This is a genomic window from Staphylococcus sp. IVB6240 (assembly GCF_025558425.1).
In the GTDB taxonomy this organism is placed as follows: Bacteria; Bacillota; Bacilli; order Staphylococcales; family Staphylococcaceae; genus Staphylococcus.
In genome coordinates this window covers 658123-683662 of sequence record NZ_CP094718.1, presented here as the reverse complement: position 1 = coordinate 683662, position 25540 = coordinate 658123, and the positions used below count along the sequence as shown (strand labels likewise).

23 protein-coding genes, 2 tRNA genes and 1 pseudogene are annotated in these 25540 nt (G+C 35.2%); 12 read left to right on the top strand and 14 right to left on the bottom strand.

All coding sequences use genetic code 11. From position 1 onward, the window contains the following. Positions 1-62: 62 nt before the first annotated feature. Complete coding sequence (locus tag MUA88_RS03355) at positions 63-692, bottom strand: PepSY domain-containing protein (protein ID WP_262604722.1); 630 nt, start codon at positions 690-692, stop codon at positions 63-65. 262 nt (positions 693-954) lie between these two features. Between MUA88_RS03355 and MUA88_RS03350 the strand changes: the two genes are divergently transcribed. The 4 genes from MUA88_RS03350 to MUA88_RS03335 all read left to right on the top strand — a co-directional run bounded on the left by MUA88_RS03350 (position 955) and on the right by MUA88_RS03335 (position 7392). After that, complete coding sequence (locus tag MUA88_RS03350) at positions 955-2151, top strand: LCP family protein (RefSeq protein ID WP_262604721.1); 1197 nt, start codon at positions 955-957, stop codon at positions 2149-2151. A 24-nt stretch (positions 2152-2175) separates the two neighbouring features. Further along, on the top strand, positions 2176-2646 hold the full coding sequence (locus MUA88_RS03345) for a DUF2538 family protein (RefSeq protein WP_262605763.1): 471 nt from the start codon (positions 2176-2178) through the stop codon (positions 2644-2646). Positions 2647-2802: 156 nt separating this feature from the next. Further along, positions 2803-3228: a GNAT family N-acetyltransferase gene (locus MUA88_RS03340; RefSeq protein ID WP_262604719.1), complete on the top strand. Its 426-nt coding sequence runs from the start codon at positions 2803-2805 to the stop codon at positions 3226-3228. A 183-nt stretch (positions 3229-3411) separates the two neighbouring features. Continuing rightward, positions 3412-7392: a GW dipeptide domain-containing protein gene (locus MUA88_RS03335; protein WP_262605762.1), complete on the top strand. Its 3981-nt coding sequence runs from the start codon at positions 3412-3414 to the stop codon at positions 7390-7392. A gap of 118 nt (positions 7393-7510) precedes the next feature. Here MUA88_RS03335 and MUA88_RS03330 read toward each other — a convergent pair whose 3' ends face one another. Then, a complete protein-coding gene (locus MUA88_RS03330) occupies positions 7511-9310 on the bottom strand; it encodes an acyltransferase family protein (RefSeq protein ID WP_262604717.1) in 1800 nt (599 codons plus the stop codon). A gap of 233 nt (positions 9311-9543) precedes the next feature. Between MUA88_RS03330 and MUA88_RS03325 the strand changes: the two genes are divergently transcribed. Then, positions 9544-10554: an acyltransferase family protein gene (locus MUA88_RS03325; protein ID WP_262604716.1), complete on the top strand. Its 1011-nt coding sequence runs from the start codon at positions 9544-9546 to the stop codon at positions 10552-10554. Positions 10555-10688: 134 nt separating this feature from the next. Beyond that, positions 10689-11858 (top strand): aminotransferase class I/II-fold pyridoxal phosphate-dependent enzyme, encoded by a 1170-nt coding sequence (locus tag MUA88_RS03320; RefSeq protein ID WP_262604715.1) that lies wholly within the window; start codon positions 10689-10691, stop codon positions 11856-11858. A 62-nt stretch (positions 11859-11920) separates the two neighbouring features. Here MUA88_RS03320 and menB read toward each other — a convergent pair whose 3' ends face one another. Genes menB through MUA88_RS03300 form a run of 4 tightly spaced genes read right to left on the bottom strand, consistent with a single transcriptional unit; the run spans position 11921 to position 16554 of the window. Next, positions 11921-12736, bottom strand: a complete 816-nt coding sequence (menB, locus tag MUA88_RS03315; protein WP_481906563.1) for a 1,4-dihydroxy-2-naphthoyl-CoA synthase — start codon at positions 12734-12736, stop codon at positions 11921-11923. A gap of 15 nt (positions 12737-12751) precedes the next feature. Continuing rightward, positions 12752-13546 carry a 2-succinyl-6-hydroxy-2,4-cyclohexadiene-1-carboxylate synthase gene (gene menH / locus MUA88_RS03310; protein WP_262604713.1) on the bottom strand — a complete coding sequence of 265 codons (795 nt, stop codon included), beginning with the start codon at positions 13544-13546 and terminating at the stop codon, positions 12752-12754. Continuing rightward, a complete protein-coding gene (gene menD / locus MUA88_RS03305) occupies positions 13533-15206 on the bottom strand; it encodes a 2-succinyl-5-enolpyruvyl-6-hydroxy-3-cyclohexene-1-carboxylic-acid synthase (protein WP_262604712.1) in 1674 nt (557 codons plus the stop codon). Before menD ends, menH begins: the two co-directional genes overlap by 14 nt. Continuing rightward, positions 15199-16554 (bottom strand): isochorismate synthase, encoded by a 1356-nt coding sequence (locus MUA88_RS03300; protein WP_262604711.1) that lies wholly within the window; start codon positions 16552-16554, stop codon positions 15199-15201. The genes menD and MUA88_RS03300 overlap by 8 nt, the downstream gene beginning before the upstream one ends. A gap of 179 nt (positions 16555-16733) precedes the next feature. Here MUA88_RS03300 and MUA88_RS03295 point away from each other — a divergent pair, with 179 nt between their 5' ends. Further along, positions 16734-17672 (top strand): 1,4-dihydroxy-2-naphthoate polyprenyltransferase, encoded by a 939-nt coding sequence (locus tag MUA88_RS03295; protein WP_262605761.1) that lies wholly within the window; start codon positions 16734-16736, stop codon positions 17670-17672. A 62-nt stretch (positions 17673-17734) separates the two neighbouring features. Here MUA88_RS03295 and MUA88_RS03290 read toward each other — a convergent pair whose 3' ends face one another. From MUA88_RS03290 to MUA88_RS03280, 3 genes are read right to left on the bottom strand one after another with little or no spacing between them, the layout of a single operon-like run. Then, the gene (locus MUA88_RS03290; protein WP_262604709.1) at positions 17735-18496 is read right to left on the bottom strand and encodes an ABC transporter permease; all 762 of its coding nucleotides are present in this window, start codon (positions 18494-18496) and stop codon (positions 17735-17737) included. Further along, positions 18493-19143, bottom strand: coding sequence for an ABC transporter ATP-binding protein (locus tag MUA88_RS03285; RefSeq protein ID WP_262604708.1), 651 nt, complete (start codon positions 19141-19143; stop codon positions 18493-18495). The genes MUA88_RS03290 and MUA88_RS03285 overlap by 4 nt, the downstream gene beginning before the upstream one ends. Before the next feature lie 3 nt (positions 19144-19146). Beyond that, positions 19147-19710: a GNAT family N-acetyltransferase gene (locus tag MUA88_RS03280; RefSeq protein WP_262605760.1), complete on the bottom strand. Its 564-nt coding sequence runs from the start codon at positions 19708-19710 to the stop codon at positions 19147-19149. A 145-nt stretch (positions 19711-19855) separates the two neighbouring features. Here MUA88_RS03280 and MUA88_RS03275 point away from each other — a divergent pair, with 145 nt between their 5' ends. Further along, complete coding sequence (locus MUA88_RS03275; RefSeq protein ID WP_262605759.1) at positions 19856-20272, top strand: YolD-like family protein; 417 nt, start codon at positions 19856-19858, stop codon at positions 20270-20272. A 141-nt stretch (positions 20273-20413) separates the two neighbouring features. Here the strand turns inward: MUA88_RS03275 and MUA88_RS03270 are convergent, their stop codons facing one another. After that, complete coding sequence (locus MUA88_RS03270; protein ID WP_262604705.1) at positions 20414-21016, bottom strand: CPBP family glutamic-type intramembrane protease; 603 nt, start codon at positions 21014-21016, stop codon at positions 20414-20416. Positions 21017-21022: 6 nt separating this feature from the next. After that, positions 21023-21208: a YkvS family protein gene (locus MUA88_RS03265; protein ID WP_095116015.1), complete on the bottom strand. Its 186-nt coding sequence runs from the start codon at positions 21206-21208 to the stop codon at positions 21023-21025. A gap of 191 nt (positions 21209-21399) precedes the next feature. Here MUA88_RS03265 and lplA point away from each other — a divergent pair, with 191 nt between their 5' ends. Beyond that, a complete protein-coding gene (lplA, locus tag MUA88_RS03260) occupies positions 21400-22392 on the top strand; it encodes a lipoate--protein ligase (protein ID WP_262605758.1) in 993 nt (330 codons plus the stop codon). Between the two features lie 88 nt (positions 22393-22480). Here the strand turns inward: lplA and MUA88_RS03255 are convergent, their stop codons facing one another. Further along, positions 22481-22690, bottom strand: a complete 210-nt coding sequence (locus MUA88_RS03255) for an IDEAL domain-containing protein (RefSeq protein WP_262604703.1) — start codon at positions 22688-22690, stop codon at positions 22481-22483. 357 nt (positions 22691-23047) lie between these two features. On the opposite strand from MUA88_RS03255, the pseudogene MUA88_RS03250 reads away from it, so the two are divergent. The 3 genes and pseudogenes from MUA88_RS03250 to MUA88_RS03240 form a co-directional block, all read left to right on the top strand. Beyond that, positions 23048-23548: pseudogene (locus MUA88_RS03250) on the top strand (competence protein ComK); the annotation flags it as partial. 552 nt (positions 23549-24100) lie between these two features. Next, positions 24101-24175: transfer RNA gene (locus tag MUA88_RS03245), tRNA-Asn, on the top strand. A 1-nt stretch (position 24176) separates the two neighbouring features. Next, a tRNA-Ser gene (locus MUA88_RS03240) sits at positions 24177-24265 on the top strand. A 500-nt stretch (positions 24266-24765) separates the two neighbouring features. Here MUA88_RS03240 and MUA88_RS03235 read toward each other — a convergent pair. Both MUA88_RS03235 and MUA88_RS03230 read right to left on the bottom strand, forming a co-directional pair. After that, on the bottom strand, positions 24766-25365 hold the full coding sequence (locus tag MUA88_RS03235) for a hypothetical protein (protein WP_262604701.1): 600 nt from the start codon (positions 25363-25365) through the stop codon (positions 24766-24768). Beyond that, complete coding sequence (locus MUA88_RS03230; RefSeq protein WP_262604700.1) at positions 25352-25504, bottom strand: hypothetical protein; 153 nt, start codon at positions 25502-25504, stop codon at positions 25352-25354. The genes MUA88_RS03235 and MUA88_RS03230 overlap by 14 nt, the downstream gene beginning before the upstream one ends. Positions 25505-25540: the final 36 nt, after the last annotated feature.

The following is a 25540-nucleotide window of genomic DNA, read 5'->3' as shown; positions in this document are numbered from 1 at the left end:
CGCAGCCATCTTTTTTTGCCTAAAAACAGCGAGGCAACAATCGCTGCCCCGCTTCTCTTTAATTACTTATCTTCACCAATTAACTTACCTGACTTCGCATCAATTAAATATTCACGTTCATCATTTTGACTCGTAATCTTGACTTCATAAACAAGTTGTCCATCATCTTCATTTAACTTCCATTGTTTTAAGTCACCTTTTAATTCTTTTTGAGCCGTCTTAACTGCTTCTTCATAAGAAATCATATCTTTATAGTTAATCGCTTTGTTATCTTGGTTATCGTTTTCTGTTTCTTCTTCAGTTTGAATCACTTTATTATCTTTGTCAGATACTTTCACTTCTGACTCTTTGTTTCCATTTACTAAATCAATTTTATAAATCCATTCTCCATTATCTTGCTTGTACTCAATTTTTTTCATTTCCCCATCAAAAGCGCCTTGTGCAGTTTTAATCGCTTTTTCTGGTTCAGTTTTAATATCTTTTAATTGGACCGTATTGTTATTTTGATTATTTGATGACTGCGTATCGTTTTGATCATCTTTACTATTTTGATCATTGTCTGTTTCTTTTGTTGAAGTTTGTGTTGTTTCTTGTTTATCATCATTTTTATTCATATTATCGTCATTGTCATTGCCACAAGCGGCTAAAACAACTCCTGCAGATAATAGTAACGACAAAATTTTAAATTTCATATTTATTCCCTCCGATTTTTAATCTTTATTACTTTATGTTCTACCCCATTTAAAAAGTTAAATTCATCTTTTCGTTAAATTCGGTCTTAAGTATGAGACCACAACTAATTGATTGTTAATAACTTTTTACAATCACTATAACTTCTTCAATATTTTTATATACACTAACGTTTATTCGTTCCAAATGATTGAAAGTATCCTGTAAAATACATTACAATAAAGTATGATTTGTAATTCAACACTTTTTTAGGAGCAATGATCCATGAATAGAGGACTTAAATTATTATTAACAGTATTAGCATTAATGCTCATTGTTGTCCCTACCATTTTTGGTTTCATGTTGTTTCATTCATCAAAAGGTGCTTTTAAAAATTCCTTTTCCGAATCAGACACACGTCAATCCAATTTAAGAGAAAAACCTGTTGATGCAACGGCAGATCCGATCTCTATTCTTTTCTTAGGAATAGATGATAGTAGTTCTCGACGTGAAAATGGCCAAAGTGCGGAACAATCAAGAACGGATGCCATGATTTTATCAACTTTAAATCCAGACACCAAAAAAATTCGTTTACTTAGTATTCCCCGAGATACATTAAGCTACATACCTGAAGTCAATTACTTCGATAAAATTACACATGCGCACGCATATGGTGGGCCTAAAGCTTCCATGGAGGCTGTTGAAGAAACACTCAATGTACCTGTCGACTATTTTATTCGTATCGATATGGACGCATTTGTGAAAACAGTAGATGAGCTTGGCGGGATTGAATATGATGTCCCTTATGACCTGAATGAGCCAAACACATCAGATCAAGGTCGTATCAAATTAAAAAAAGGGAAGCAATTGCTTAATGGCGATGAGGCATTGGCAATTACACGTACACGTAAACAAGACTCTGATTTAAAACGTGGCGAACGTCAAATGGAAGTACTCAAAATTTTATTCAAAAAAGCACAAGAGACACAATCATTAAGCAAGCTCGATGATATTATAGAGATTGTAGGAAAAAATGCACATCATAACTTATCATATGATGAAACAAGATCTCTCATTGTAACGTATCTATCTGGCAGTGCAACAATGAAGTCTCAACAACTACAAGGCGAAAATGAGCTACTAGATGGCATTTACTACATTAAACCAGATGAAGATGATCTTATTAAAACCAGCAACTTGTTAAGAAAAGATTTAGGTTTGTCTAGCATAAAAAAAGATGATATTCTCATGTACCGAGTTATTGATGCATACGGTGATGTTCCACCTCTAGCAGAAATTGATGACTTTTTATTAGATAAAACTTATCGAAGTTCTGATGATGAAGCAACATCATCAGATGTAGATTTTTCAAATGAAACACAAAATGAATATCCAGCATATCATGATCAACAAATAGAACAGTCTCCATATACTGATCCTGGAACGACAGACAATAATCTATATGAAGCTAATGTATATTGAATAAAGATGAAAGGAGGCTCTTACATGACAGGCCATACTCAAGAAAAAATTAATAAAATAAATGAAATGTTCAATATGCTAGAACGCCAGATTGTTCATAGTAAAGATCTTGCACATTTCCGCAATCAGCTATTCTTTGTCAATCATGCGCATAGAGAAAACTATGAAGCGCTATTACTTTATTATACTGAAAGCGAAACAAATCCTATTATTGATGGTGCATGTTATATTGTTGCGTTGCCAGAAATTTTTGATGCGATTGATGTGTTCAACGCCCCTCTCCCTTTCTCATGGGTATACAATGAAGATGTATTGACGCCAGAAATGACAAACTTAAGTATTCCAATTCAATATCTTGTGGCTGCGGCATTGGAAGTCACAGATGTTCATATTTTTAAACCATCTGGTTACACAATGGGATTAAATAACTGGAACCTTGTTCAAATGCGTATCTTTTGGCAATATACGGCACTTGTAAGAAAAAACGCTATGTAATTTCATTTATTTATATACAAAGAAGGTGTTACTTCTATTTTAGATAGAAGTTTAACACCTTCTTTTGGTTTTATAAGTATTTATTTGAAATAAACAATTGCAGAGCTAAAATATTTTATATAATATAAAAACAATTCATAAATAAGGAGTGATAATATGTTTAAAGAAGTGCTAAATGATAAAGAATATGAAGATGTACGTGCAATACGTGATGCCGTTTTTATTCAAGAACAAGGCGTTTCTCCTGATGAAGAATATGATGACAATGAAACCCATGCACATTACATCATAGGTTATAATGACGCAGGCGATCCTATTGCAACTGCACGTTATCGCGGTGTAGAGGAAATAGCTAAAATTGAACGTGTCGCTGTTATGAAAGACTATCGAGGACAAGGAATTGGCAAGGAGCTTATCCAGTTTTTAGAACAGCTTGCGATAAAACATGGTTTCTCTCACTTTAAACTCGGTGCACAAATACAAGCAATTCCTTTTTATGAAACATTAGGATATGAAGCATATGGTGATATATTTATGGATGCGAATATCCCTCATCGATATATGAAAAAAAGTATAAATTAATAACTATAATGACACGATTACTTTGAAGTGCTAAACCACTAAAAAGTTGGTTTCCTATATTTACGTATACAATATTAAAGTTAAATTACAATCTAATTAAAGATCCCTATTTCAGCGTTCAAAGTCATATAATAATAGTATTCGATTTTCAATAAAGTTTTATGAGTTCAAAGGAGAAATGAAATGGCTAAAAAATTTGGGTATAAGACACCTTCTATGATTGCATTAACAATCGCTGGAACAGCTATGACTGCTCATCATGCTGATGCTGCAGAGACAACAGCTACACAACAAGAGCCTGTTAATGTTTTAAATGATGAAACTGCAAAGCAACAAGGGGAAGTTGCAAAACAAGAAACAACAGAAAATAATAATCAAATTGCTGGTACACAAACGTATTCAGATCCAGCGAAAGTACAACTTAACTCAGATGTAAATAATGAGGCAACTGATGTCGAAACACAACAGTCAGTTCAACCTTCTGAAGTATCTCAAGAGGCTACTACTGATGCATCTACTGAACTAACATCAGAAGAAGCACCAATTGATGAACAAGATATCGCTATGCATAGTGAAGCGGAAGATAATACATCTTCTGATTCAACTTACGCAACAGCAACACCTTATTTAGCACAATCAAATGAAAGTGCAAATCAAAATGTAGATAATACAACGTCACAAAATGATCAAACTGTAAATGAAACAGAAGTATTAAATGCGAACGCCCCTACTCCTCCACGTGTAGGTGGTAAAGGTAGCTCTGCAACGACGCCAGACACAGCGACTACTTTCCGCGCGGCTGTTGCATCACCACAAATGTCACAACCAACTTATAAACCAAAAGTAAATTCAGCTATTAACACATATATTCGCAACCAAAACTATACAGTACCTAAGTATGAAGAAGACTATTCTAGTCACATTCCACTTTATGGCTATCGTGGTGGTGTTGGTAAGCCTGAAGGTATCGTTATCCATGATACTGCAAATGACTCATCAACAATTGATGGTGAGATTGCTTACATGAAACGTAACGCTAACAGTGCTTTTGTACATGGTTTTGTCGATGGTAACCGAATTGTAGAAACACAACCAACGGATTATCTTGCATACGGTGCAGGCTATGCAGCAAATCAGCGTTTTATTCATATGGAATTAGTACATGTTCATGACTATGATTCATTTGCACGTCAAATGAACAACATGGCTGACTATGTTGCAACAAACCTTCAATATTATGGTTTAACACCAAATAGTGCTGAAGAAGATGGTCGTGGAACTGTTTGGACACACCTTGCTGTTACAAGACATTTAGGCGGTACTGACCACGTTGACCCACATGGATACTTACATGCGCATGGATATAGTTACAACGAATTATATGACCTTATCCAAGAGAAGTATCAAACAAAAATGGGTATTACAAGACCAGTAGGATCTTCAACAGTATCTAAGCCTGTTGCTACGAAACCAACAGCTACTAAGCCAGTCGTTACAACAAAACCAAGCACTACTACAAAGCCAACAACAAATACCGTTGCAAAACCAACAACGCCTAAAACAACAACAGCGAGTCAAAATCACTTAACTGTAGCAAACGATTTAGGTTATGGTCGTATTAATACAGCTAACAAAGGGCTTTATGCAACTGTTTATGACCAAAAAGGTCTTCAAACGAATAAAACAAATCAAACATTAAAAGTCACTAAAACAGCTAACCTTAACGGTAAACAATTCTATTTAGTAACAGATGCTAAATCTAATGCGTTGATAGGTTGGGTTAACAAAGGTGATGTTCAATACCAAAAAGCACAAGCCGAACAATCATTACGTAAAAACTATACTTTAAAACCAGGAACTACAGTATACAGTGTGCCTTGGGGTACAAATGCACAAGTTCAAGGTCAAACATCAAAAGCAACAGCTCAAACTTTTGCTACTCAAAAACAACAAAAAATTGGCAATACACAATGGCTTTATGGAACTGTAAACAAATTAACAGGTTGGGTAAATTCAAATAATATCATTGCAACACCTGTTAAAAAGCCTGTCGTTAAGCCTACTGCAACACAACCTGCCGTAGCTAAACCTATTACTAAAGTAGTTGTTAAACAACCTACTACTAAAACAATGACAAAAACACCTGTAAAAACAAATGTTATTTCACCATTGAAAGTAACAAGTGATTCAGGTATGGGCCGTATTAATACGAATAATAACGGATTACGTGCGACTGTTTATGACAAAAATGGTATCAAAACAACTGCCACTGAACGTACAATGCGCGTATCTAAAAAAGCTTCATTAAACGGCCAAAACTATTACTTAGTGACAGATTATTTATCAGGAACACATATCGGTTGGGTAAAACAACAAGATGTGAACTATCGTCAGAGTGAATATGCACAAGTCATTAATAAAAACTACACAATCGATGCTGGTACAAAACTATATGCCGCACCTTGGGGTTCAAGTAATCAAGTCGTTGGAACTGTTACAGGTAAAAATGGGCAAGCATTCAAAGCAGTAAGACAACAAAAAGTTGCAAACACTGTTTACCTATACGGAACAACAGATCGCCTTGCTGGATGGGTTGCACAAAGTGCCCTTTCATTACCAAAAGCAACTTCAAATGTGACTTCACATGTTTCAAGAATTGGTCGTTTAAATGTTAACAACCACGGCTTAAAAGCAACTGTTTATGATAAAACGGGCAAGAATGCTGATCGTTTTGCTGACAAAACATATAAAATTACGAAAACAGCTACTGCGAATAATCAAAACTATGTATTATTGCAAAATACAAATGGTAAAACACCACTCGGTTGGGTTAACGCGAAGGATGTCTTCAGTCAATCATTAGGTTCAACAAAACCAGTGAAAGCAACATATACAGTTAACAACAATACATCAGGTCTTTATTCAATGCCTTGGGGTACATCTAAACAACGTATTGACTCATTAAAACAACTTGCTAACCGTACTTTCAATGCGACTAAAACAGTGGCAGTCGGTAACGATACTTTCGTTTATGGAAATGTGAACCGTAAAACAGGCTGGATTAATCAACTAGACTTAACACCTGTTAAAAATTCACCTAAAAAAACATCTGTAGTTAGCGCAGTAAAACCATATAATACCGTGGCGACACGTGCTGTTACGAAGCCAGCAAATGAGCCAGCAAATGAGCCAGCAAATGAGCCAGCATTGACACAAACATTGAATGATTCAAATCATTATTTTATCAATAACAATTATGGTTTCTACTATAACAATGCAGGTGATAGAACAGCAGCAGGTCAACTTAGCAAATACTATGAAAATGTCTTTAAAGTGAATAAATCTGCTATTGTAAACGGCATTACTTGGTACTATGGTACTTTCCAAGATGGTAAAAAAGGTTGGGTTAAAGCATCTGATTTGCGTTCACAATTAGTAAAACAGTATAAATCTGCATATACATTGAACCAAGCAGTGAATAAACAATATTCATTAATGCCAAAACCACAAATTCAACGTGTTGCTGGTACTTGGGAAGATGCAACAGTTTCAGAAACGCGTCGTGCTATGGATACAGAACGAATTGCAAAAGATGCACGTGAAAAATATCAATTCTTAAAACTAGACCAATTCCAAGGTTTAGAAGCGAGTGATTTAGATAAATTATTGAAAAATAAAGGTATCTTGCATGGACAAGGACAAGCGTTCAGAGAAGCGGCTATCACACATAACATTAATGAAATTTATCTTATTTCACATGCCCTATTAGAAACAGGTCATGGTACATCTCAACTTTCAAATGGTGGTTACGTAAATAACCAAAATCAAGTTGTTACAAATCCAAGCAAGAAATACTACAATATGTTTGGTATTGGTGCATTCGACCATGATGCCGTACGTAACGGTTTCAAAACAGCACAAAATAACGGTTGGGACACAGTAAGAAAATCAATCGTTGGTGGCGCTGAATTCATTAAAGAAAGATATATCGGTGCTGGACAAAATACACTTTACCGTATGCGTTGGAATCCTCATAATCCAGGTGTTCACCAATATGCTACAGACATCACATGGGCAAGCCATAACGCTAATCGTATGAAAGATTATTATGATCTTATCGGTCAAGTTGGAAAATACTTTGACATCGATATGTATCAAAAATAAGAAACGTATAATATGAAACAGCTGCAGCACGTTAACTGCAGCTGTTTTCTAGTTCTATACTGAAACATAAAAAGCCATCAGATTTGGAACTGAATATCCAAATCTGATGGCTTTTCTATTATTCTTTTGATTGATTCTCTTTAATATTTTTATCTAATTCTTCTACAAGTCTTTGAATACCTGGGTGCTCTAAATGAATTCCATCATAAGCGAAGAATTCTGTATGACCGACACCTGCTGAATACCAATCCACTAAAGTAACATGTTTATATTTTTTAGCTGTTTTTTCCAATAAGCCATTTACATGATCACGATAGTCTCTTGGTACAGTCGTATTCACTACATAAACATCCGCTTTATCAAAGTAACGCACAAGTTCTTCAATCTGTGCTTTATCAAAATCACCATTCGTTCCTATTTGTATAACAACGACCTGTCCTTCTTTATTATACGAAGCATAGTTCGGTGCTACATTAATTGCTTCTCCAATAGAACGCCCTACTTGTGCATCAATGGTTGGTGTTTGATAATGTTCATCAAGGTAATAGCCCATCCCTACTGTTAACGAATCACCAATAAATAATGGCGATAATTTTTTAGGGTCAAATGCAGCTTCTTGACTTGGTTCCTCCACAGAGGGTTCAGGTTCCTTTTGTACTTCTTTTTTCTCTGTTTTGTATTCAGTCACCTTCTGCTCTTGTTTAGCAAAGCTATCAAAGCATCCTGCCAACACCAAAGTAGTCATAATGATCGCTGCTGTAATTATCAACGTTCTTACCGATGATATCACACGTGCTTCTTTCATATAGAATGCACGTAAACCATGGCGTCTAAATGGTGTTTCTACATATCGATATGATATTTCTGCCATTAAAAATGTGAGAATAACATCGATGAAATAGACGTATAATGGATATTGTCCTGCTACAAAATTTTTATGAACAAAAGTAATAATCACAAAATGCCATAAATACAAGCTATAAGAACGTTTACCTACATATAAAAAGAGTGGGTTGCCCATAGCTTTGGCAAGCATGCCTTTAGGTTGTACAACACTTGCAATAATCAATAATGTTAATAATGAAATGACATAGAAGCCACCACTATATAACCAGAATTGTTGTTCATTCACTGCTACGAATAATGTTAATAAAACAAGAAGTGCCATACCACCTAATATATCTACTATCATTCTGCTGGATTTAGCAGGGTTTGTTTTAAGTTTGAATGCTGGCCATATAAATGCAAATACAACACCTAATAATAATGTTTGTAGACGTGTATCTGTTCCAAAATAAGTTCTTGAGTTATTTGCATCTGGCATTGATAAATGAAACATCCAAAAAGCAGATAGAATTGAAATAATGAAAAATGTGATAACCACCCATTTTTTCTGCTTAAATATTTTTAAAAATGCCAACAATACGAGCGGATAAAAAATATAAAACTGTTCTTCTACTGCCAATGACCAAAGATGTTTCAGCGGCATCGGTTTGAACTGATCAAAATAATCGATATCCTGAAAAATATACCACCAATTTGAAATATAAACTAACGCAGCGACAGCATCACCTTTTATCGCTTTTAAAATTTCAGGTTCAAAGAATACAACATAAATTACCGAGAATAAAACCACGAACAACATGGCTGGAATTAATCGTTTAAAACGTTTAAGCCAAAAGTTTACTAAATCAATTTGTCCATTATTTTCATATTCAAATAGTAAAAGTGATGTAATCAAATATCCTGAGATTACAAAAAAAGTATCAACGCCTAAAAACCCGCCTGATAACCATTGGGCATTTAGATGGTAAATTATAATACCTATTACAGAGATAGCGCGTAACCCATCTAATCCTGGTAAATACCTAGGTGGATGTTTTAATCGCTTTAACTCTGAGAAGTTCGCATTCGTCATAGCTATGTATCCCCTATTCTTATTTTATTTTCATATTTTAAATTAAGGGTCCTATATCATTTTTCCAATTTAACATATCTTTATGCAAAATAAAATACTTTCTCATACCTAATTGCGCACGTGGCGCTAATGATTGAAATTACTATTCAGACTTCATATTACTTTTTTTATTGCATTTACCATAATGTTTATACTACATTAAATATGACGTTTAATAAAGGAGCACATATAAGATGGTTACACTTAAAGAAAGAGATGCATTTTTTGATAATGCACGTGCAGCACTTATTTTTTTAGTTGTTTTCGGACATTTAATTCAACCTTACACATCTGAACAACCTTTTTTGACCGCACTTTATCTAGTCATTTACAGCTTTCATGTGCCAGCCTTTTTATTTATTTCAGGTTTTTTCGCAAAAAATATTGGTAGAGAAGGCTATCTTGAAAAGGTTGGTAAAAAGTTACTAGGTCCGTACTTAATTTTCTATGCTTTTTTCTCGGTCTATTATTTTTTGACAGGCAAGAATAGTTCCGTTGACTTAGATCTCTTTTCTCCGGTCTTTGCATTATGGTTTTTACTGACATTATTTTCTTTCAATGTCATTCTCTTAGTTGTACGTCAATTCAAACCGATTTACGTATTACCTGCAGCCATAATGATTGCTATCTTCTCTGGTTTTTCTACAAACATAGATGGTTATTTAAGTTGGTCACGTACATTGGTTTTCTTCCCAGTATTCTATATCGGTTACTTATTAAATGATAACTTTAGTCATACCATACGTCAGAAAAAATATGTGCCTTTATCAATTGCTGTATTGGTTGGTTTTATGATTTTTTATTATTTCCATCCAATTGATTCTAGCTGGTTACTCGCTAGTTCCCCTTATCAACAAATTGAAGGATTCGACATTATTTTAAGTCCACTTAAGCGATTATTATTTTATGTTGTTATTTTCACAGCAATGATGGCTTTTCTTAATTTAACGCCAGAAAAGCATTACTGGTTTACATATATCGGTTCACGTACGATGTATGTTTATCTTCTTCACGGTATTTTTATTGGCTTAATTCGTGGGCAGCATATTTATCCATTTATTGATGCACATCCAGCACTGGGCTTGTTATATAACTTTATACTCTCTTGCTTTATTGTCTGGATTTGGTCGACAGATTTTGTTGCGAAATGGACAAGTCCGTTCGTTCAGTTAAAGTCGCCCGCTACCTTCAAACCTTATAAATAGTATCATGATATGTCAGTGTTATGAATCCAATTTACGGGATCTCATACACTGACATTTTTTCATTTCCATTCAATCTCTTAGCTACAATATGGTATCATTAAAGACAATTCTTTCTTTATACAGGACGTGATTTTATGAAACTTGAACTTAATGAAAATAGTAAATATTTAAAAGCACCCAGCATCCGACAATTCTCAAGTAAAATTAGTCAAATGACTGATGTTGTCAATCTTACAGTTGGTCAACCAGACTTTCCAATGCCTGAAATGGTTAAGGAAGCTTATCAAACAGCTATTGCCAATAATCAAACAACCTATTCTCACAATAAAGGCTTATTAGAAACGCGTCAGGCTGTTTCAGAATACTATAAAACACGCTTTGATATTTCATATGATCCAGAATCTATCATTATTACAAATGGTGCTTCAGAAGCTTTAGATACTGCTTTACGCTGCATTATCAATCCAGGTGATGAAATATTACTGCCTGGTCCAGTATATGCCGGCTATATCCCTTTGATTCAATCTCTGGGAGGGGTTCCCATTTTTATTGATACACGTGAGACAGGATTAAAAATAACACCTGATTTGATCAGACAACATTTTACAGAGAAGACACGTGCTATTATTTTGAACTATCCTTCTAATCCTACCGGCATGACACTGTCTGAAAATGAAGTTTCTGAGCTTGTTAACTTACTGAAGACTTTGCCAATCTTTGTGATTAGTGATGAAATTTATGCAGAAAATACATTTAATACTGTGCATACATCTTTTGCACGTTTTTCTGAAATACATGATCAATTGTTATTAATTAACGGTCTAAGTAAGTCACATTCAGCGACAGGTATTCGTATCGGCTTCCTGTCTGGCCCTCAATATTTAATTGAGAAGTTAACGTTTATGCATGCTTATAACTGTATTTGTGCCAATGTTCCTTCTCAAGTAGCAACGATTACAGCATTAAGTAAAGCGATAGATGCACCTAAGGAAATGAATAAAGCCTATATCGAACGTCGTGATTATTTAGTGTCTGAACTCACTGACATGGGCTTTTCATTGGCTGCCGTGCCACAAGGGGCATTTTATATTTTCCCTAACATTCAACAATATACAGATGATGACATGCAATTTTGTGTAGATGTTCTGGAACAAGCACACGTGGCTATGGTACCAGGTTCTGCCTTTACAGATTGTGGTCGTGGTCATATTCGTATCTCTTATGCATATGATATGACACAACTTCAAGAAGGTATGGCTCGACTGCGCAAGTATTTATCAGAAACATATCCTGACAAAATATAAAAATAAAACGGACGCTTGTGTGTACATTTTATACACATAAACGCCCGTTTTTTTATCTGAACTTATGGGAATTTAGGGAATTGATCGAAGTCTGGATCACGTTTTTCTTTAAACGCATCGCGTCCTTCTTTCGCTTCATCTGTTGTATAGTAAAGTAATGTCGCATCTCCAGCAAACTGTTGTAAACCAGCTAAACCGTCTGTGTCAGCGTTCATTGCTGCTTTTAAGAAACGTAATGCCGTTGGTGAATGACGTAAAATCTCTTTACACCATTGTACTGTTTCATCTTCTACTTTATCGAGTGGTACAACTGTGTTTGCCATACCCATTTCTAATGCTTGTTGTGCATCATATTGACGGCATAAGTACCAGATTTCACGTGCTTTTTTATGGCCAACAATACGTGCTAAGTAACCTGAACCGTAACCTGCGTCAAATGAGCCTACTTTTGGACCTGTTTGACCGAATTTAGCATTATCTGCTGCAATTGTAAGGTCACAAACGACTTGTAGTACGTTACCGCCACCGATTGCATATCCTTTAACCATCGCAATAACTGGTTTTGGAATGACACGGATTAAACGTTGTAAGTCTAATACATTTAAACGTGGAATTTGGTCATCACCTACGTAACCACCATGACCACGAACTTTTTGGTCTCCACCTGAACAGAATGCTTGATCTCCTTCACCTGTTAAAATGATGACACCAACACGTTCGTCATCTCTAGCACGTGTAAATGCATCAATCATCTCTTGTACCGTATTTGGTGTGAATGCATTGTGTACGTGTGGACGATTGATAGTCACTTTCGCAATGCCTTCAAAAAATTCATATTTAATCTCTTTATATTCTTTTAGTGTTTCCCATTGTCTCAACTGGGTCAACCTCCTCTAGTTAGCTAAAATAAACGCTAGTATCATTGTATCAAATTTTTCATAATCTTCCACATGAACTGTGTGTCCTACTTCAGAAACAATTTGAATATCCGCTCGTTTAAATTGTTTCATCATCTCATGTGCAATGCCAACAAACTTTTCATCCCACTCTCCAACAATCAGTTGTACAGGGCATGTGACTTTTTCAAGTTTCGGCCATAGATTAGGCATATTTCCTGTACCATAATCAACGAGTGCCTTGGCAAGTCGTTCAGGTTGTTGAGATAAGCGCATTTGTCTAATACGTTGTTGCTCTTCTGTTGATAAAAACTGTTGTGATTGAAATAGCGGTAAACGTTCCCAATCATTAACAAAAACTTCTATGTTTGCCACTTGCAATACACGTGCACGCGCTTGATCTACCTGTTGGCGTTCAATACGGGCCACCTCATCTTGGATACCAGGCGAACCACTCTCTAACGCCAATCCTGAAAGCATCTCACTGTGTTTTGTTGCATAGCCAAGGGCAACACGTGCACCCATTGAGTAGCCATGTAAATACAAGTCATCCTCTTTGTATAACAATAGCAGTTCATGAAGTTGTGCAATGATCCAGTCAAAATTCCATGTTTCTGCCATTGATGATAAATCTTCGCCATGTCCTGGTAGATCGATTAACAACACATTGACTTCTTTCGTCAATGGTTCAATATGTCCTTGAAATGTCGATTGATCACTAATAAAACCATGCAACATCACGACTGTTTTCTTTGTCTCTTGTTGTGATGGATACCAATTATAATGTAACATTTGCCACCTCATCTAAACATTGATAAAGACCTTGATGCATATCGTGGTTTCCCTCTCTCGTTGTCACAATTTCCATTAGATGTGATGACATCTCAGGTAATTTTGTATACGACAATGTTTCTAAATCTGGAATATGCTTATAACCCAATCCATAAAGCATTGCAACATGTTCAAAGTCAAGACCAGTTGGCGTTCCAAACAAACGTTCAAAATGCTCAGGAGCCTGCTGTTTTTGTGGTAAATATGAGAAAATACCACCACCATCATTATTTAATAGCACAATATTCATCTGAATGTCATTGAGTTTTGACATAAGCAAGCCATTCATATCATGATAAAGTGCTAAGTCACCAATTAAGAGTGTCACAGAACGATGCACAGCCATTCCAAGTGCAGTAGATACAATACCATCTATACCATTGGCACCTCTATTTGCATAAATACGCGCTTCATTATCAAAATACAAGTTATCAATATCTCTAATTGGCATACTGTTGCTTACAAATAAACAATCGTCTTTGCCAAGTTTCTCCAAAAGGCGACTGACATAAGCCGCTTCTCCTGTCGCACGTTTTTGATAAGCTGTTACTTCAGCACGCGCTTGTTTCTCCAATGTCTGCCAATCTTTCAACCACTTTTTACGATATGCAGTTGGTATAGTTTCCAATGATCTAAAAAAGTCATTTGCCGACATCTCAAAGAAATAGTCAGGCTTTTTAGGGAATGCATCCCTATCACCACTATTTTGAACAAGAATCTGTTCAGCAGATGTTTGCTTAAGCCATTGATTGAGCTTTTTAGATATTACAGGTTTCCCCACTCGAATAACAAAATCTGGTTCTAATGGTAAACCAGCTCTTAGCAATAGGTCATAAGTGGCTATAACATTTGGGTGTTGTGTACTACGTATACCATTCAATGGATCTGCTAAAATGGGTAAATCATACACTGTTGCAAAAGTTAAAATTTGAGAAATATCTTGATGTTGCATATCACCAACAATGATCAATCCTTTAGGTTGACGTAACGTCTTCTCTAAAATGGTCGGATCCATCGTTTTTTGATAATGCGTTGGTGTATACGTGTGTGTTGTTAATAAATCATCACGTGATAAATCAGGTGTTAGTGGTTCTGCAAATGGTAAATTGAAATGAACCGGTCCTTGTTGTGGTCCATCAAAATATTGACTTGCACGCTCCAGTTGATATTGGCTTGTCTCAATACAGCCTATCGTGCCATCTGCCAGTGGCATATCAAATTGGTATCGCACATAATTTTCAAACATATTCACTTGATTAATTGCTTGTGGTGCACCGATACCACGTAACTCATGTGGACGATCACTCGTCAGTACCACTAAAGGCAAGCGACTAATATCACTTTCAGCCACAGCTGGTACATAATTGGCACTCGCTGTTCCTGATGTACAAAGAAGTGCGACAGGTCGTTCACTGCCCTTTATTAATCCTAAAGCGAAGAAAGCTGCGCTACGTTCATCAGGGTGAATCCAAGTTTTTATTTCTGGATGACATTCAAATGCAATGGCTAATGGTGTAGAACGTGAACCCGGACTAATCACGACCTCACGAATACCATATGCATATAATTCAGAAGCAAAATGAAAAACTTGCTCTGTAAGATATTGTTGATGTTTATCCAATTTCTGTCACTCCTAAAGCGCCCATCATTGGACTGAATTTCAAGGCTGTTTCCGCAACCTCTGCAGCTGGATCTGACTCTTTCACAATCCCCGCACCTGCATAAAGTATCGCTTCATCGTCATTTAACAACATCGAACGAATCGCAACAATAAATTCACAATCATCATAAATATCAATCATACCAACAGGCGCACCATATAAGCCACGTGCTGCAAACTCATGTTCATCAATATAAGTCATTGCCATTGCTTTTGGATATCCACCTAATGCAGGTGTCGGATGTAAGGCATCGATTAATGACATATGTGAGTGCCCTTCAAGTGGTCCCCCTATTTCCGTATATAAATGATAAAGATGATCATTTTTTAATATTTTAGGTGTTGTATCGTAAGTTGCTTCCTTAACAAAAGGATGTATATCTTCAAGGATACTATTCACAACAATTTGATGTTCACCTAAGTTTTTATGATCTTGTAAAAATGCTTGCAGTCGTTTTTCATCATCTGCAGGATTCTCTGTACGATGCAATGTACCAGCAACTGCCTTTGTTGATAACATGCCATTTTCAACTCGGAATAGTTGTTCTGGTGTTTGTGAAATAAATGTATGATCTCCAGACTCTATCACAAATAAATAGCTATTTTTTTCATTTTGCAGTGCATTTTTTAGAATTGTATCGATATGTACCTGTGAGGCAAATTTTATTTTTCGTTGTCGTGACAAAACGATTTTTTCATCATCTGCTAATTGTGCAACAGTGCGTTCAACTAAAGATTGCCACTCGTCCTGCTGTACATTTTCAATTTGAACAACTTCTGGCAATGCGACAGTATCTTTAACAACTGCTAGTGATTCAAATTGTTTAATTAAATCTTGTAACCCTGTCATTGAGAACTTCGCACGTTCTACTGTATAAGTTAAAAATGTTTCTCCCTCTACATTAGAAATCAGCACTTCTGGTAAAACAAAGTGATTCTGGCCAAACGTTTGCCATTCTTCACTTGTGCGCTGTTCAGAAAATTGGAATCCACCACAAAGTCTTAAATGGTGCTTATCACTTTCTGGATTTACAAATAAAATTTGATCTCTTAATGTTTGCCATTCTTTAAAAACAGCTTGCTTATTTGAGTGTTCACGCTTAATTTGAGTCGCAATGCGATATCCAAAGTAAGCTGTCTCATTATCGTTTAAGCGAAAATAAAATCGACTCCCTACTGCCTCTTTTGTCGCATCAAACAATGTAATTGAATCAATGGAATGGGATAATTTTACTTCTACTGATATCCATTGTTGTTTGGCTTGCTTGATTGTATCCTTGATTGCCTGTTCACGTGCGTCAACAGTCATCTTCTTCTCACTTCTTTCATCATAATCATCTAATTTTTTTCATCATTTTATTTTAACATTTTTATGCCGTATTGTGTGCGTAAGAACTTGAAACATAAAAGTTTGGCATTGATTTAAAATGTAATATTTTCTATACTAATTCTGTATCATAAATACTAATAATCGAGGTTTTAATCTATATGGGCACGCAATTTAAGCAACATTCATCTTTTCACAAATATTGGCAATTGATGCGTCCACACACATTAACTGCTTCTGTTGTTCCCGTTTTAGTAGGGACAGCAACTGCAAAGCTTTTTATGTTGGGGAGTACAGACCATCTCTCACTCGGACGACTCATTGCTATGTTATTGGCTTGCTTACTCATCCAAGCTGCAACCAATATGTTCAATGAGTATTACGACTATAAAAAGGGCTTAGATGATCACGAATCCGTGGGTATTGGTGGTGCGATTGTTCGATATGGCATGACACCACAATCCATTTTCAACTTAGCTATTGCCTTTTATGTCGTTGCCGCTTTATTCGGACTTTTCCTAGCCGCACAAACATCGTTCTGGCTCATTCCAGTCGGTATTCTTTGTATGGCAGTAGGCTATCTTTATACAGGCGGTCCTTTCCCGATCTCTTGGACTCCACTAGGCGAACTATTCTCTGGCATATTTATGGGTATGTTTATTGTACTAATCGCTTTCTATATTCAAACAGGCAATGTACAAGGTTATGCTGTTTGGATTAGTATTCCAATCGTCATTACAATCGGATTAATCAATATGGCGAACAATATCCGCGACAGAGTCAAAGATGCACAAAGTGGTCGACGTACTTTACCAATACTTTTAGGTAAACAAGGGTCACTCTATTTCTTAGCAGCATGTTATATTTTTGCTTATTTATTTGTTATTTTTACAGCATTTTTCAAAGATGGCGGTTCACTATTCTATTTACTTGTTTTATTCAGTTTTCCAATGCCTGTGAAGGTATATCGCCGCTTTAGTAAAAATGATACACCACAAACAATGATGCCTGCTATGGCTGCCGCGGGTAAAACCAATACATTCTTTGGTTTATTATACGCACTCGGTATCTACATAAGTGCATTACTTGGTGGTATCTAATATTCATTCAAAAGAGAGACAATCCCTGTATGATTTTCAGGAATTGCCTCTCTTTTTTATTATTATTCATCTATTTGTATCAGTTGGTGACGTTGATTAAAGAACTGTCGATAACTCAAATAGGTCGCTACAAAAGCTGAAATAATCGTGGCTGTCGTATGTATAAACACAACCATTAACTGGAATTTTATCGCTTCTAAAGGGGGAACACCTGCAATAATAAGTCCTGTCATCATACCTGGAATAGATACAAGTCCGTATGTTTTCACAGAATCAATCGTTGGCACAATCGCCACTTTAATACTTTCACGAATGGCGTCTTTAGCTGCTAGTTGTGGTGCTGCACCGAGTGATAACTTTGCTTCAATCGCTGCTGTTTCTTTTCTAAAAATACGATCTAAATTTTGGTAGCTTAAGTTGATTGCAATCATCCCGTTACTACCAACCATACCCGCAATTGGAATTAATTCATTGGGCTTCATACTAATCGCACCTGTTAGTAGCACACCTCCTAAAGAAATCAAAGCACCTGACATGATAGCTGCAAAAGAAATCCAAAAAACATGTTTCATCACTGACGAGGCACGTTTTCTTGTATTTGCAGCAGCATTAATCATAATCACGAGGATTAATAATAGAACAATCCAAGTCGTTTCTAATTTGAATACGAATTCTAACATATATCCAATAATTACAAGCTGAATCACAGCGCGCACAGCTGCAATTATTAAGTCCTTTTCAATAAATAATCGCTCTTTGTATGAAATAACAATAGGCACTAACAACAAGAGTGCTGTTAAAGCTAATGATGTCGTACTCATCATGTGAGATGTACCTCCTTCTCTAACACACCATCTTTAATAATTAATTGACGATCAAAAGAACGATGACTCTGTTCATCATCATGTGTAATCCACATCACTGTCATCCCTTGAGCAACGAGATCAAATATTAACTTTTCAACGCGCATGCTATTCTGATGATCGAGTGCACTGGTAGCTTCATCTAGCAATAAAATATCAGGCTGATACATCAGCTGACGTGCTATCGTCACGCGTTGCTTCTCACCACCTGACATACGATGCACGCTATCAGATAATTGATAATGTTCCAGACCTACCGCTTTCATTAATACTTGTGCACGCTCTTCATCAAAGTCATCATTTCTAACAATAGATGGAAAGCGTAGATTATCTGAAACTGTATCGCCAAATAATTCGATACTTTGCGATAAATAACTGACGCGCAATCTCAATTCTTCGGGTGTATAATTTTCATAAGCTTGATTATCAAAAGTAAGCGTCCCTTCAGTCGGGCTAATCAAATCCCCAATCAAGCGTAGAAGTGTACTTTTCCCACTTCCAGATGGCCCTGTAATGGAAATAGCTTCACCTTTATTTACCGTTAATGATAAGTTTTTAATAATTGGCCGATCGTCCATCGTATAACTGACATGATTAAGTTCTAACATCCATTAACCCTCGCCTCTATATGTCATATAGTAGTAATCATGATGATAAAGTTTCTTTTGCGACTTCACTTCAAAGCCTAACTTTTTATATAAATATAAGGCAGCTTCATTATCATAATCACAGTTTAAACTCCAAGTTGTATGTGGGTCACTTTGCAGTAAGTCTTTCAAAAGTTGGCTAGCCACCCCACGTCCTCGATATTTTGGGAATGTCGCAACAGATTCAATATATGTATCTGTCACATCCGCCTCCATAACTGGTAATGGTGTCATCGTAGACAATGGAAGTCTTGTTGCCGCTTCTAGTGTTTCCCAAGACGACTCATAGGCCTGTTCATCACGCCCAGGGTATGCAATAATCATCCCAGCTACCTGTCCATCTATTTCATAAATGCGTACATGGTCTAAATGGTTTCGGTATTGTGCTTTGACCGTACTCTCTTCAATCGCTTTAATCACCTGTTCTTTAGAATAGCGTGTGATAATTTCCAATTCCATATCTTTCCAAATAATATATGTCAATTGTGCAATGGCATGTATATCTCTTTCTTCAGCTTGCCGAATCATCCACTTACAACTCCATTCTCATAAATATAATTTTATTGTAGCTTAATTCGTACTCTTTTTGAAAATAATTGTCTTCCGCGAATAGAATATACGTTCTATAACTTCATAAAAAAAGAACATATGTTCTATAATGGTTTATGAGGTGATGATGATGAATGATAAAAGTTTACCCTTACAATATCAACAAGAGACAGACTATCACAAAATACCTAGAGAATATTTAAAAACAAATATCCCTAAAGGACGTGGCATTGTAAAATGGGCCCCTTTTGCTACTTTACCTGAACAATTTGAACGCTTAAAACAAGCTGAGCAAACACAAAACAAACAAGCTCAACCTGTTTTGAGCGAAGACCAACTATATGAACTAAATTACATGCTGCATCTAAAATTATCTACACAGACACTTGGAACATTACAATACTGGTCTGATGGAGAAATACATACGCTTAAAGGTTATATTTTAAGTATTCATTCACAAAACAGAACACTCACTATGACAAACAAACAAAAAACAACGCAAGTATCGATCCCTCTCCATCAAATCTATCGCATTGATTAACACTTGAATGAACGTAAAAAGTGCAGATATTTGATCTGATATCGATTCAAATACCTGCACGTTTACCTTAAAGATAAAGTAAAGCCCTGACCTGCATCCTCAACACCCATCATATGATAGTGTTGAGGATGCGTGGCCCGATTATCCATGAAATATTAATAAAATAACGACCGCTACAATTTGTGCAACTGTTGTCGTTGCAATACGTCTTGTGTAAGCATAACTCATACCTAAGACAAGCTGACATACAAAAATAAATACAACGATCCACCAACGATCTAAATATATAAAGAACGTACTAGATACAACTGCACAAATTAAAATACTGATCCATGCATGATGAAATTTTCTATCTAACTCCTTATGAAGAATAGATCTTAGATAAAGTTCATGGCATGGCATGACAAACAACAGTGTAACAAGCATTTGCCATTTAAAGTAAACACCCGTACGTGATAACTGCCTAATCAAAGACATATAAGTTAAATCTTTCGTGATGAGAGAGAATACGACTTGGATGAGTACGAGTATGACACCTGCTATAAGTCCAATTCCTATAGATGTAAGTAGTCTCTTTGAAGTAATATCACGTTGATAAAAAACATAACTAATTCCTGCAATAAGCATAATACCAGTGTAAAGTTGCCAATAAACATTATGTTTTCCCCACATTATCATTAAAATCATGTGGAAAGCGATAAAACTTAAAATAAACCATAGTAGCGGCTTGTTAATAGTTTTCATAATACCTTATCCTTTTTGCTCTACAATTTTATAACGCTTGTGATTGATGACTGTTTTCTCAGGTAAGTCTAGTGTTGCAAAGTTATCCATAATTGTTAAGTCAACAATGACAGAGTTATCATTAATTTTTTCAACTTTCCCTTTCAGACCATCGTGAAATTCTACAATATCGCCTACTTCTGCTATTGTCATCACATTCGCCCCCTTAGAAATTAACTAGCCTATATTGTACTAAAGTTTAGTTCTTAAATAAACTATTTCCTCCATATTTTGTTATTTATCCATATAATCCCTCAAATTAAAGTTCAATTATTGGAAAAAAGTTCGAAAATGGTGCATAACTATATTTAAGGGCATATTGGGTATAAAGGAGAATTCAGACGATGAAATTTATTAGTAATAACAACAATACAGATCCAACATTAAACCTTGCTATGGAAGAATATGTATTGAAAAACGTCCCAATGGATGATGACGAAAGTTATTTCTTATTCTATATTAACAGACCTTCTATCATTGTAGGAAAAAACCAAAACACAATTGAAGAAGTTCATCAAACTTATATCGATGAGCATCATATTGATGTTGTCCGTCGTATATCTGGTGGTGGCGCTGTTTATCATGATTTTGGTAACCTTAACTTCAACTTTATTACAAAAGATGATGGTCAAAGTTTCCACAACTTCAAAAAATTCACACAACCTATTGTTGATGCATTAAATAAAATGGGTGTAGACGCTGAAATGACTGGAAGAAACGACATTCAAGTTGGACAAGCAAAAATTTCTGGTAATGCGATGGTAAAAGTAAAAGATCGTATGTTTAGCCATGGTACGTTGATGTTAAATAGTGAGTTAGACGAAGTACAAAATGCTTTAAAAGTTAACCCTGCTAAAATCCAATCAAAAGGGGTTAAATCTGTTCGTAAACGTGTCGCAAACATCGTAGAATTTTTAGATGAGCCAATTGATATTGAAACATTCAAATCAATTATTTTAAAACAATTATTTGGTGAGTCAGATGTTGAAACATATCCGTTAAGTGATGAGGATTGGAAAAACATTGAAAAATTAGCGGATGAAAAATACCGTACTTGGGATTGGAACTACGGTAAAAACCCAAAATATAACTTTGAACGTGAGCATAAGTTTGAAAAAGGATTTGTCCAAATCAAGCTAGATGTGAAAAAAGGACAAATTGAACATGCTAAAATCTTCGGAGACTTCTTTGGTGAAGGGAATGTTGAAGAATTAGAACGTGCACTTGAAGGTGTTACACATCAAAAACAAGCCATTCATGAAGCATTAAACGACTATGACTTCCATAATTACTTCGGTGCCATTCCTAAAGATGAGCTGATTGATTTAATGGTATAAATATAAAAATAACAGGACAATTCATCGTATGACGGTGAGTTGTCCTGTCTATTTAAGTATGAAAAAAAGACACATCTCGTTAGACAATTTATTGTGCCTCCAACTGATTAAATTCTTTCGTATAAGTCATGAAAGCCTCTTTATTTTTATTGATTAATGCTGTATCAATAAGTTGTTCTAATTCTGCTTTTCTATGACGTTTTAATGCCGCCTCGATGACTAATTCTGCGCCTAATCGATTGACTGCGACCATTGGATTGACAGATAACTGTTGCTTCACATCTGTTTTATGTTTCATGATGTTCTCCCCCTCTGACTGGTTGTTTATTTTTGATAATACACAGTATACCGAAATCAAACTTAAATTGCAATGAATTTTCTGAATTTTTTAAAGTTTAAAAACAATAAACTTTTATATTCTTATGCACAATTTTCAGACTTCTTTATTGACAATCTTACATTGCGTTTTATAATTAATTTTATATAAAGAGATAACAATTCTGAAAGGATGATATCTTATGCATCAACAAAGTCAAACCAATTTTTCTATTGATCCAAATGTAATGGTCATTCGGCCAATTAGTGGATCAGAAGGCACTTATACGCGAACCGAACTCCTCTACAGTAATGGAAAACGAAGAACGTACGTCCTCTCCGCTATATAGAAATGGCCTGTCGCTACCGTTACAATACTTACACTCACATTAAAGGCGAAGTCAAAACTCTAACTGGCATTACAAGCAAACCACCCTTTTTTCTCCCAGATTCAAGTCCTATTACCTTTTTCTCCTCACACTCAGATCGCATTCAAGAAAATTGTTGGATCAACGTTGATTATATTCGCAGGATTGAACATTATAAAACCGGCAAAAGTAAAGTGCATTTACATGGTGGTCAAAGCCTAATTGTCAATGTTTCAAAATATACCTTACTACACCAATATCAAAATGGTATTTATCTCGCTTATAAATTACTCCGTCAAGAAATAAAAGCTGGCGAGCTTGTAAAAAAATATAATGAAACACAACATGAAGAATTAATAAATATCGTCAGAGACTTTGTTCATACGCTTAGAGACATTCGCCTCACATTAAACTCCGAACAACATTATTATCATCCAAAGATCGCAGAAGATCCTCCATTTAAAAATTACTAGTGATTTTCCTTATATTCTTTCCCTCTTCTCAGAAAGTCTTTTTGTCATATTCTGTATAATTGTATTTAAACTTAAAATAGCTATATCAATTTTTAAAATGACTATCCTAGTGCTTTATCAAGGCTGAGGCATATTAAATGGCAAGGAGAGAAGCTGACTGTCAGTGTTTAAGTAGTAAGACTTTTATCAGACTTGAGCGTAATCAAAAAGATGTGAAGTTTTTTATTGTAATGTAGCGCCCTATATAGTTGAATAAATATATGAAAGCCACAAAAGATATAGACTCGTATCAATCAACTACTACACAAAATTCGATAACATCAAAGTCAATTATTCTCATTACTCTAATTCTGTTCAATTCCTAACTGCGACTTTTACATTGATAACCTTGTTTTGGAATTATATAAATACAAAACAGGTGTGCAAAACAGTAAAGTTAACAGAATATATACTTCGATAGTGTAAATGTTCTGTTAACTTTTTTACTTAATCTCTTGATTTATCTGATGATGTTGTTATAATAGTATTTGTGTTAAGAAAAGTTAACATTATTCCACAGTAGCTCAGTGGTAGAGCTATCGGCTGTTAACCGATCGGTCGTAGGTTCGAGTCCTACCTGTGGAGCCATGGAAACGTACTCAAGTTGGCTGAAGAGGCGCCCCTGCTAAGGGTGTAGGTCGCGAAAGCGGCGCGAGGGTTCAAATCCCTCCGTTTCCGTTATTAACCCCCTTGAAACAAATGTTTCAAGGGGGTTTTACGTGTCAAAAAAATATTAATTTAAAAACCAAGGGGGTGAAACATAATAAATTTGTGCTCTGGGAAACCGATTGTCAGTTTTCGAGAAGCAGAATTTTCGACAGAATTTCACGATTCGATAAAATCAAAAAGCGATTTTACTCATCGCTCGAATTCTGCTCAAATTCTAAGCGCTTCTCTCACAACCTCGTTTCAAACGGTGTCCCAAAAGTAGGATTTTCGGCAGAACTGCCATGATTTCGGCAAAATTTGAAAAGCAATTTTGCTCATCGTTCGATTCTCCTCAAATCTTAAGCTCTTTTGTCCAACCTCTTGATAACTATTCATATTTTTATGGAATGAGACATGTATTTTAGCTATTATCAACTTAACTTCTATTTCTAATACACGTTGTCATTTACAATCCAAATGATGTATACAATCTACAAAAAATTGAAGTTATAATGCGTTTTAATAAAGTTTCATTGATACTTATAGAATGCTGAAACTAATATTTTTGATTCCTTTTCGTCATTATGATTTTTTATTACCTTACTTTGAAATACTTTAAATCCACATTCTTCACAATAAAAATGTTTTAATTTCTCGTTTTGATACCAATCCACACATATATGTCTTAGTGCTATAGATTTATAAATTCGATTACCTATAGATAGCGCATAATCCATGATTAATTTTCCAGGGAACTCATTTTTATACCTATCATTCCTTGCAAGTTTTGTAATTAAAATCGCTGGAAATTCATTATTCTTCTTTGCGTCAGAAGATATTTTCTTCTTTATCTTATTACTAACGTTATCATCAAGCTTTATGTTTACAACTTTTAAACAAAAATAACCAATAAACTCAAGAGTATCCGTATTAATAATAAGGTAAGTTCTTAATAGATTTTGATCATTTAATTTTAAAGATTTTTCTTTTAAAAATAAGGAAAGTGTAGGATTTAGTTTAGTACAAAATTTTTCACTTTCAGATTTAAAATATGCTTCAAAATGATTACTATCTTCTATAAAAGTCCTTACTTCACTTAAACTGTATACATAATGATTATTTATTTTCATGCTTTTCTATTTTTTTAAAAGGATTTATTTTAGAGTTTTCTTTTTTTAGCATATTGTTAAAAGGTTTAAATTTTCCAGTAGCAAATATAATAGCTTCATGTTTATTCAACGTAATTGTACCTCTTTCTTTTGATACCATAATTCAGCAACTCCTATCCTAATTGAATTTTATTAT

Bases quoted from the DNA above. Each gene is read 5' to 3' on its own strand.
- MUA88_RS03265 (WP_095116015.1), bottom strand. From the start codon at position 21,208: ATGACAATAGCAGAAGTAGGCGATATTGTAGAATTTCACGATGGTCTG.
- MUA88_RS03350 (WP_262604721.1), top strand. From the start codon at position 955: ATGAATAGAGGACTTAAATTATTATTAACAGTATTAGCATTAATGCTC.
- MUA88_RS03285 (WP_262604708.1), bottom strand. From the start codon at position 19,143: ATGTTAGAACTTAATCATGTCAGTTATACGATGGACGATCGGCCAATT.
- MUA88_RS03335 (WP_262605762.1), top strand. From the start codon at position 3,412: ATGGCTAAAAAATTTGGGTATAAGACACCTTCTATGATTGCATTAACA.
- MUA88_RS03270 (WP_262604705.1), bottom strand. From the start codon at position 21,016: ATGAAAACTATTAACAAGCCGCTACTATGGTTTATTTTAAGTTTTATC.
- MUA88_RS03275 (WP_262605759.1), top strand. From the start codon at position 19,856: ATGATGATGAATGATAAAAGTTTACCCTTACAATATCAACAAGAGACA.
- MUA88_RS03235 (WP_262604701.1), bottom strand. From the start codon at position 25,365: ATGAAAATAAATAATCATTATGTATACAGTTTAAGTGAAGTAAGGACT.
- MUA88_RS03300 (WP_262604711.1), bottom strand. From the start codon at position 16,554: ATGACTGTTGACGCACGTGAACAGGCAATCAAGGATACAATCAAGCAA.
- MUA88_RS03345 (WP_262605763.1), top strand. From the start codon at position 2,176: ATGACAGGCCATACTCAAGAAAAAATTAATAAAATAAATGAAATGTTC.
- MUA88_RS03320 (WP_262604715.1), top strand. From the start codon at position 10,689: ATGAAACTTGAACTTAATGAAAATAGTAAATATTTAAAAGCACCCAGC.
- MUA88_RS03340 (WP_262604719.1), top strand. From the start codon at position 2,803: ATGTTTAAAGAAGTGCTAAATGATAAAGAATATGAAGATGTACGTGCA.
- MUA88_RS03230 (WP_262604700.1), bottom strand. From the start codon at position 25,504: ATGGTATCAAAAGAAAGAGGTACAATTACGTTGAATAAACATGAAGCT.
- MUA88_RS03290 (WP_262604709.1), bottom strand. From the start codon at position 18,496: ATGATGAGTACGACATCATTAGCTTTAACAGCACTCTTGTTGTTAGTG.
- MUA88_RS03325 (WP_262604716.1), top strand. From the start codon at position 9,544: ATGGTTACACTTAAAGAAAGAGATGCATTTTTTGATAATGCACGTGCA.
- MUA88_RS03330 (WP_262604717.1), bottom strand. From the start codon at position 9,310: ATGACGAATGCGAACTTCTCAGAGTTAAAGCGATTAAAACATCCACCT.
- MUA88_RS03255 (WP_262604703.1), bottom strand. From the start codon at position 22,690: ATGAAACATAAAACAGATGTGAAGCAACAGTTATCTGTCAATCCAATG.
- lplA (WP_262605758.1), top strand. From the start codon at position 21,400: ATGAAATTTATTAGTAATAACAACAATACAGATCCAACATTAAACCTT.
- MUA88_RS03355 (WP_262604722.1), bottom strand. From the start codon at position 692: ATGAAATTTAAAATTTTGTCGTTACTATTATCTGCAGGAGTTGTTTTA.
- MUA88_RS03280 (WP_262605760.1), bottom strand. From the start codon at position 19,710: ATGATTCGGCAAGCTGAAGAAAGAGATATACATGCCATTGCACAATTG.
- menH (WP_262604713.1), bottom strand. From the start codon at position 13,546: ATGTTACATTATAATTGGTATCCATCACAACAAGAGACAAAGAAAACA.
- MUA88_RS03295 (WP_262605761.1), top strand. From the start codon at position 16,734: ATGGGCACGCAATTTAAGCAACATTCATCTTTTCACAAATATTGGCAA.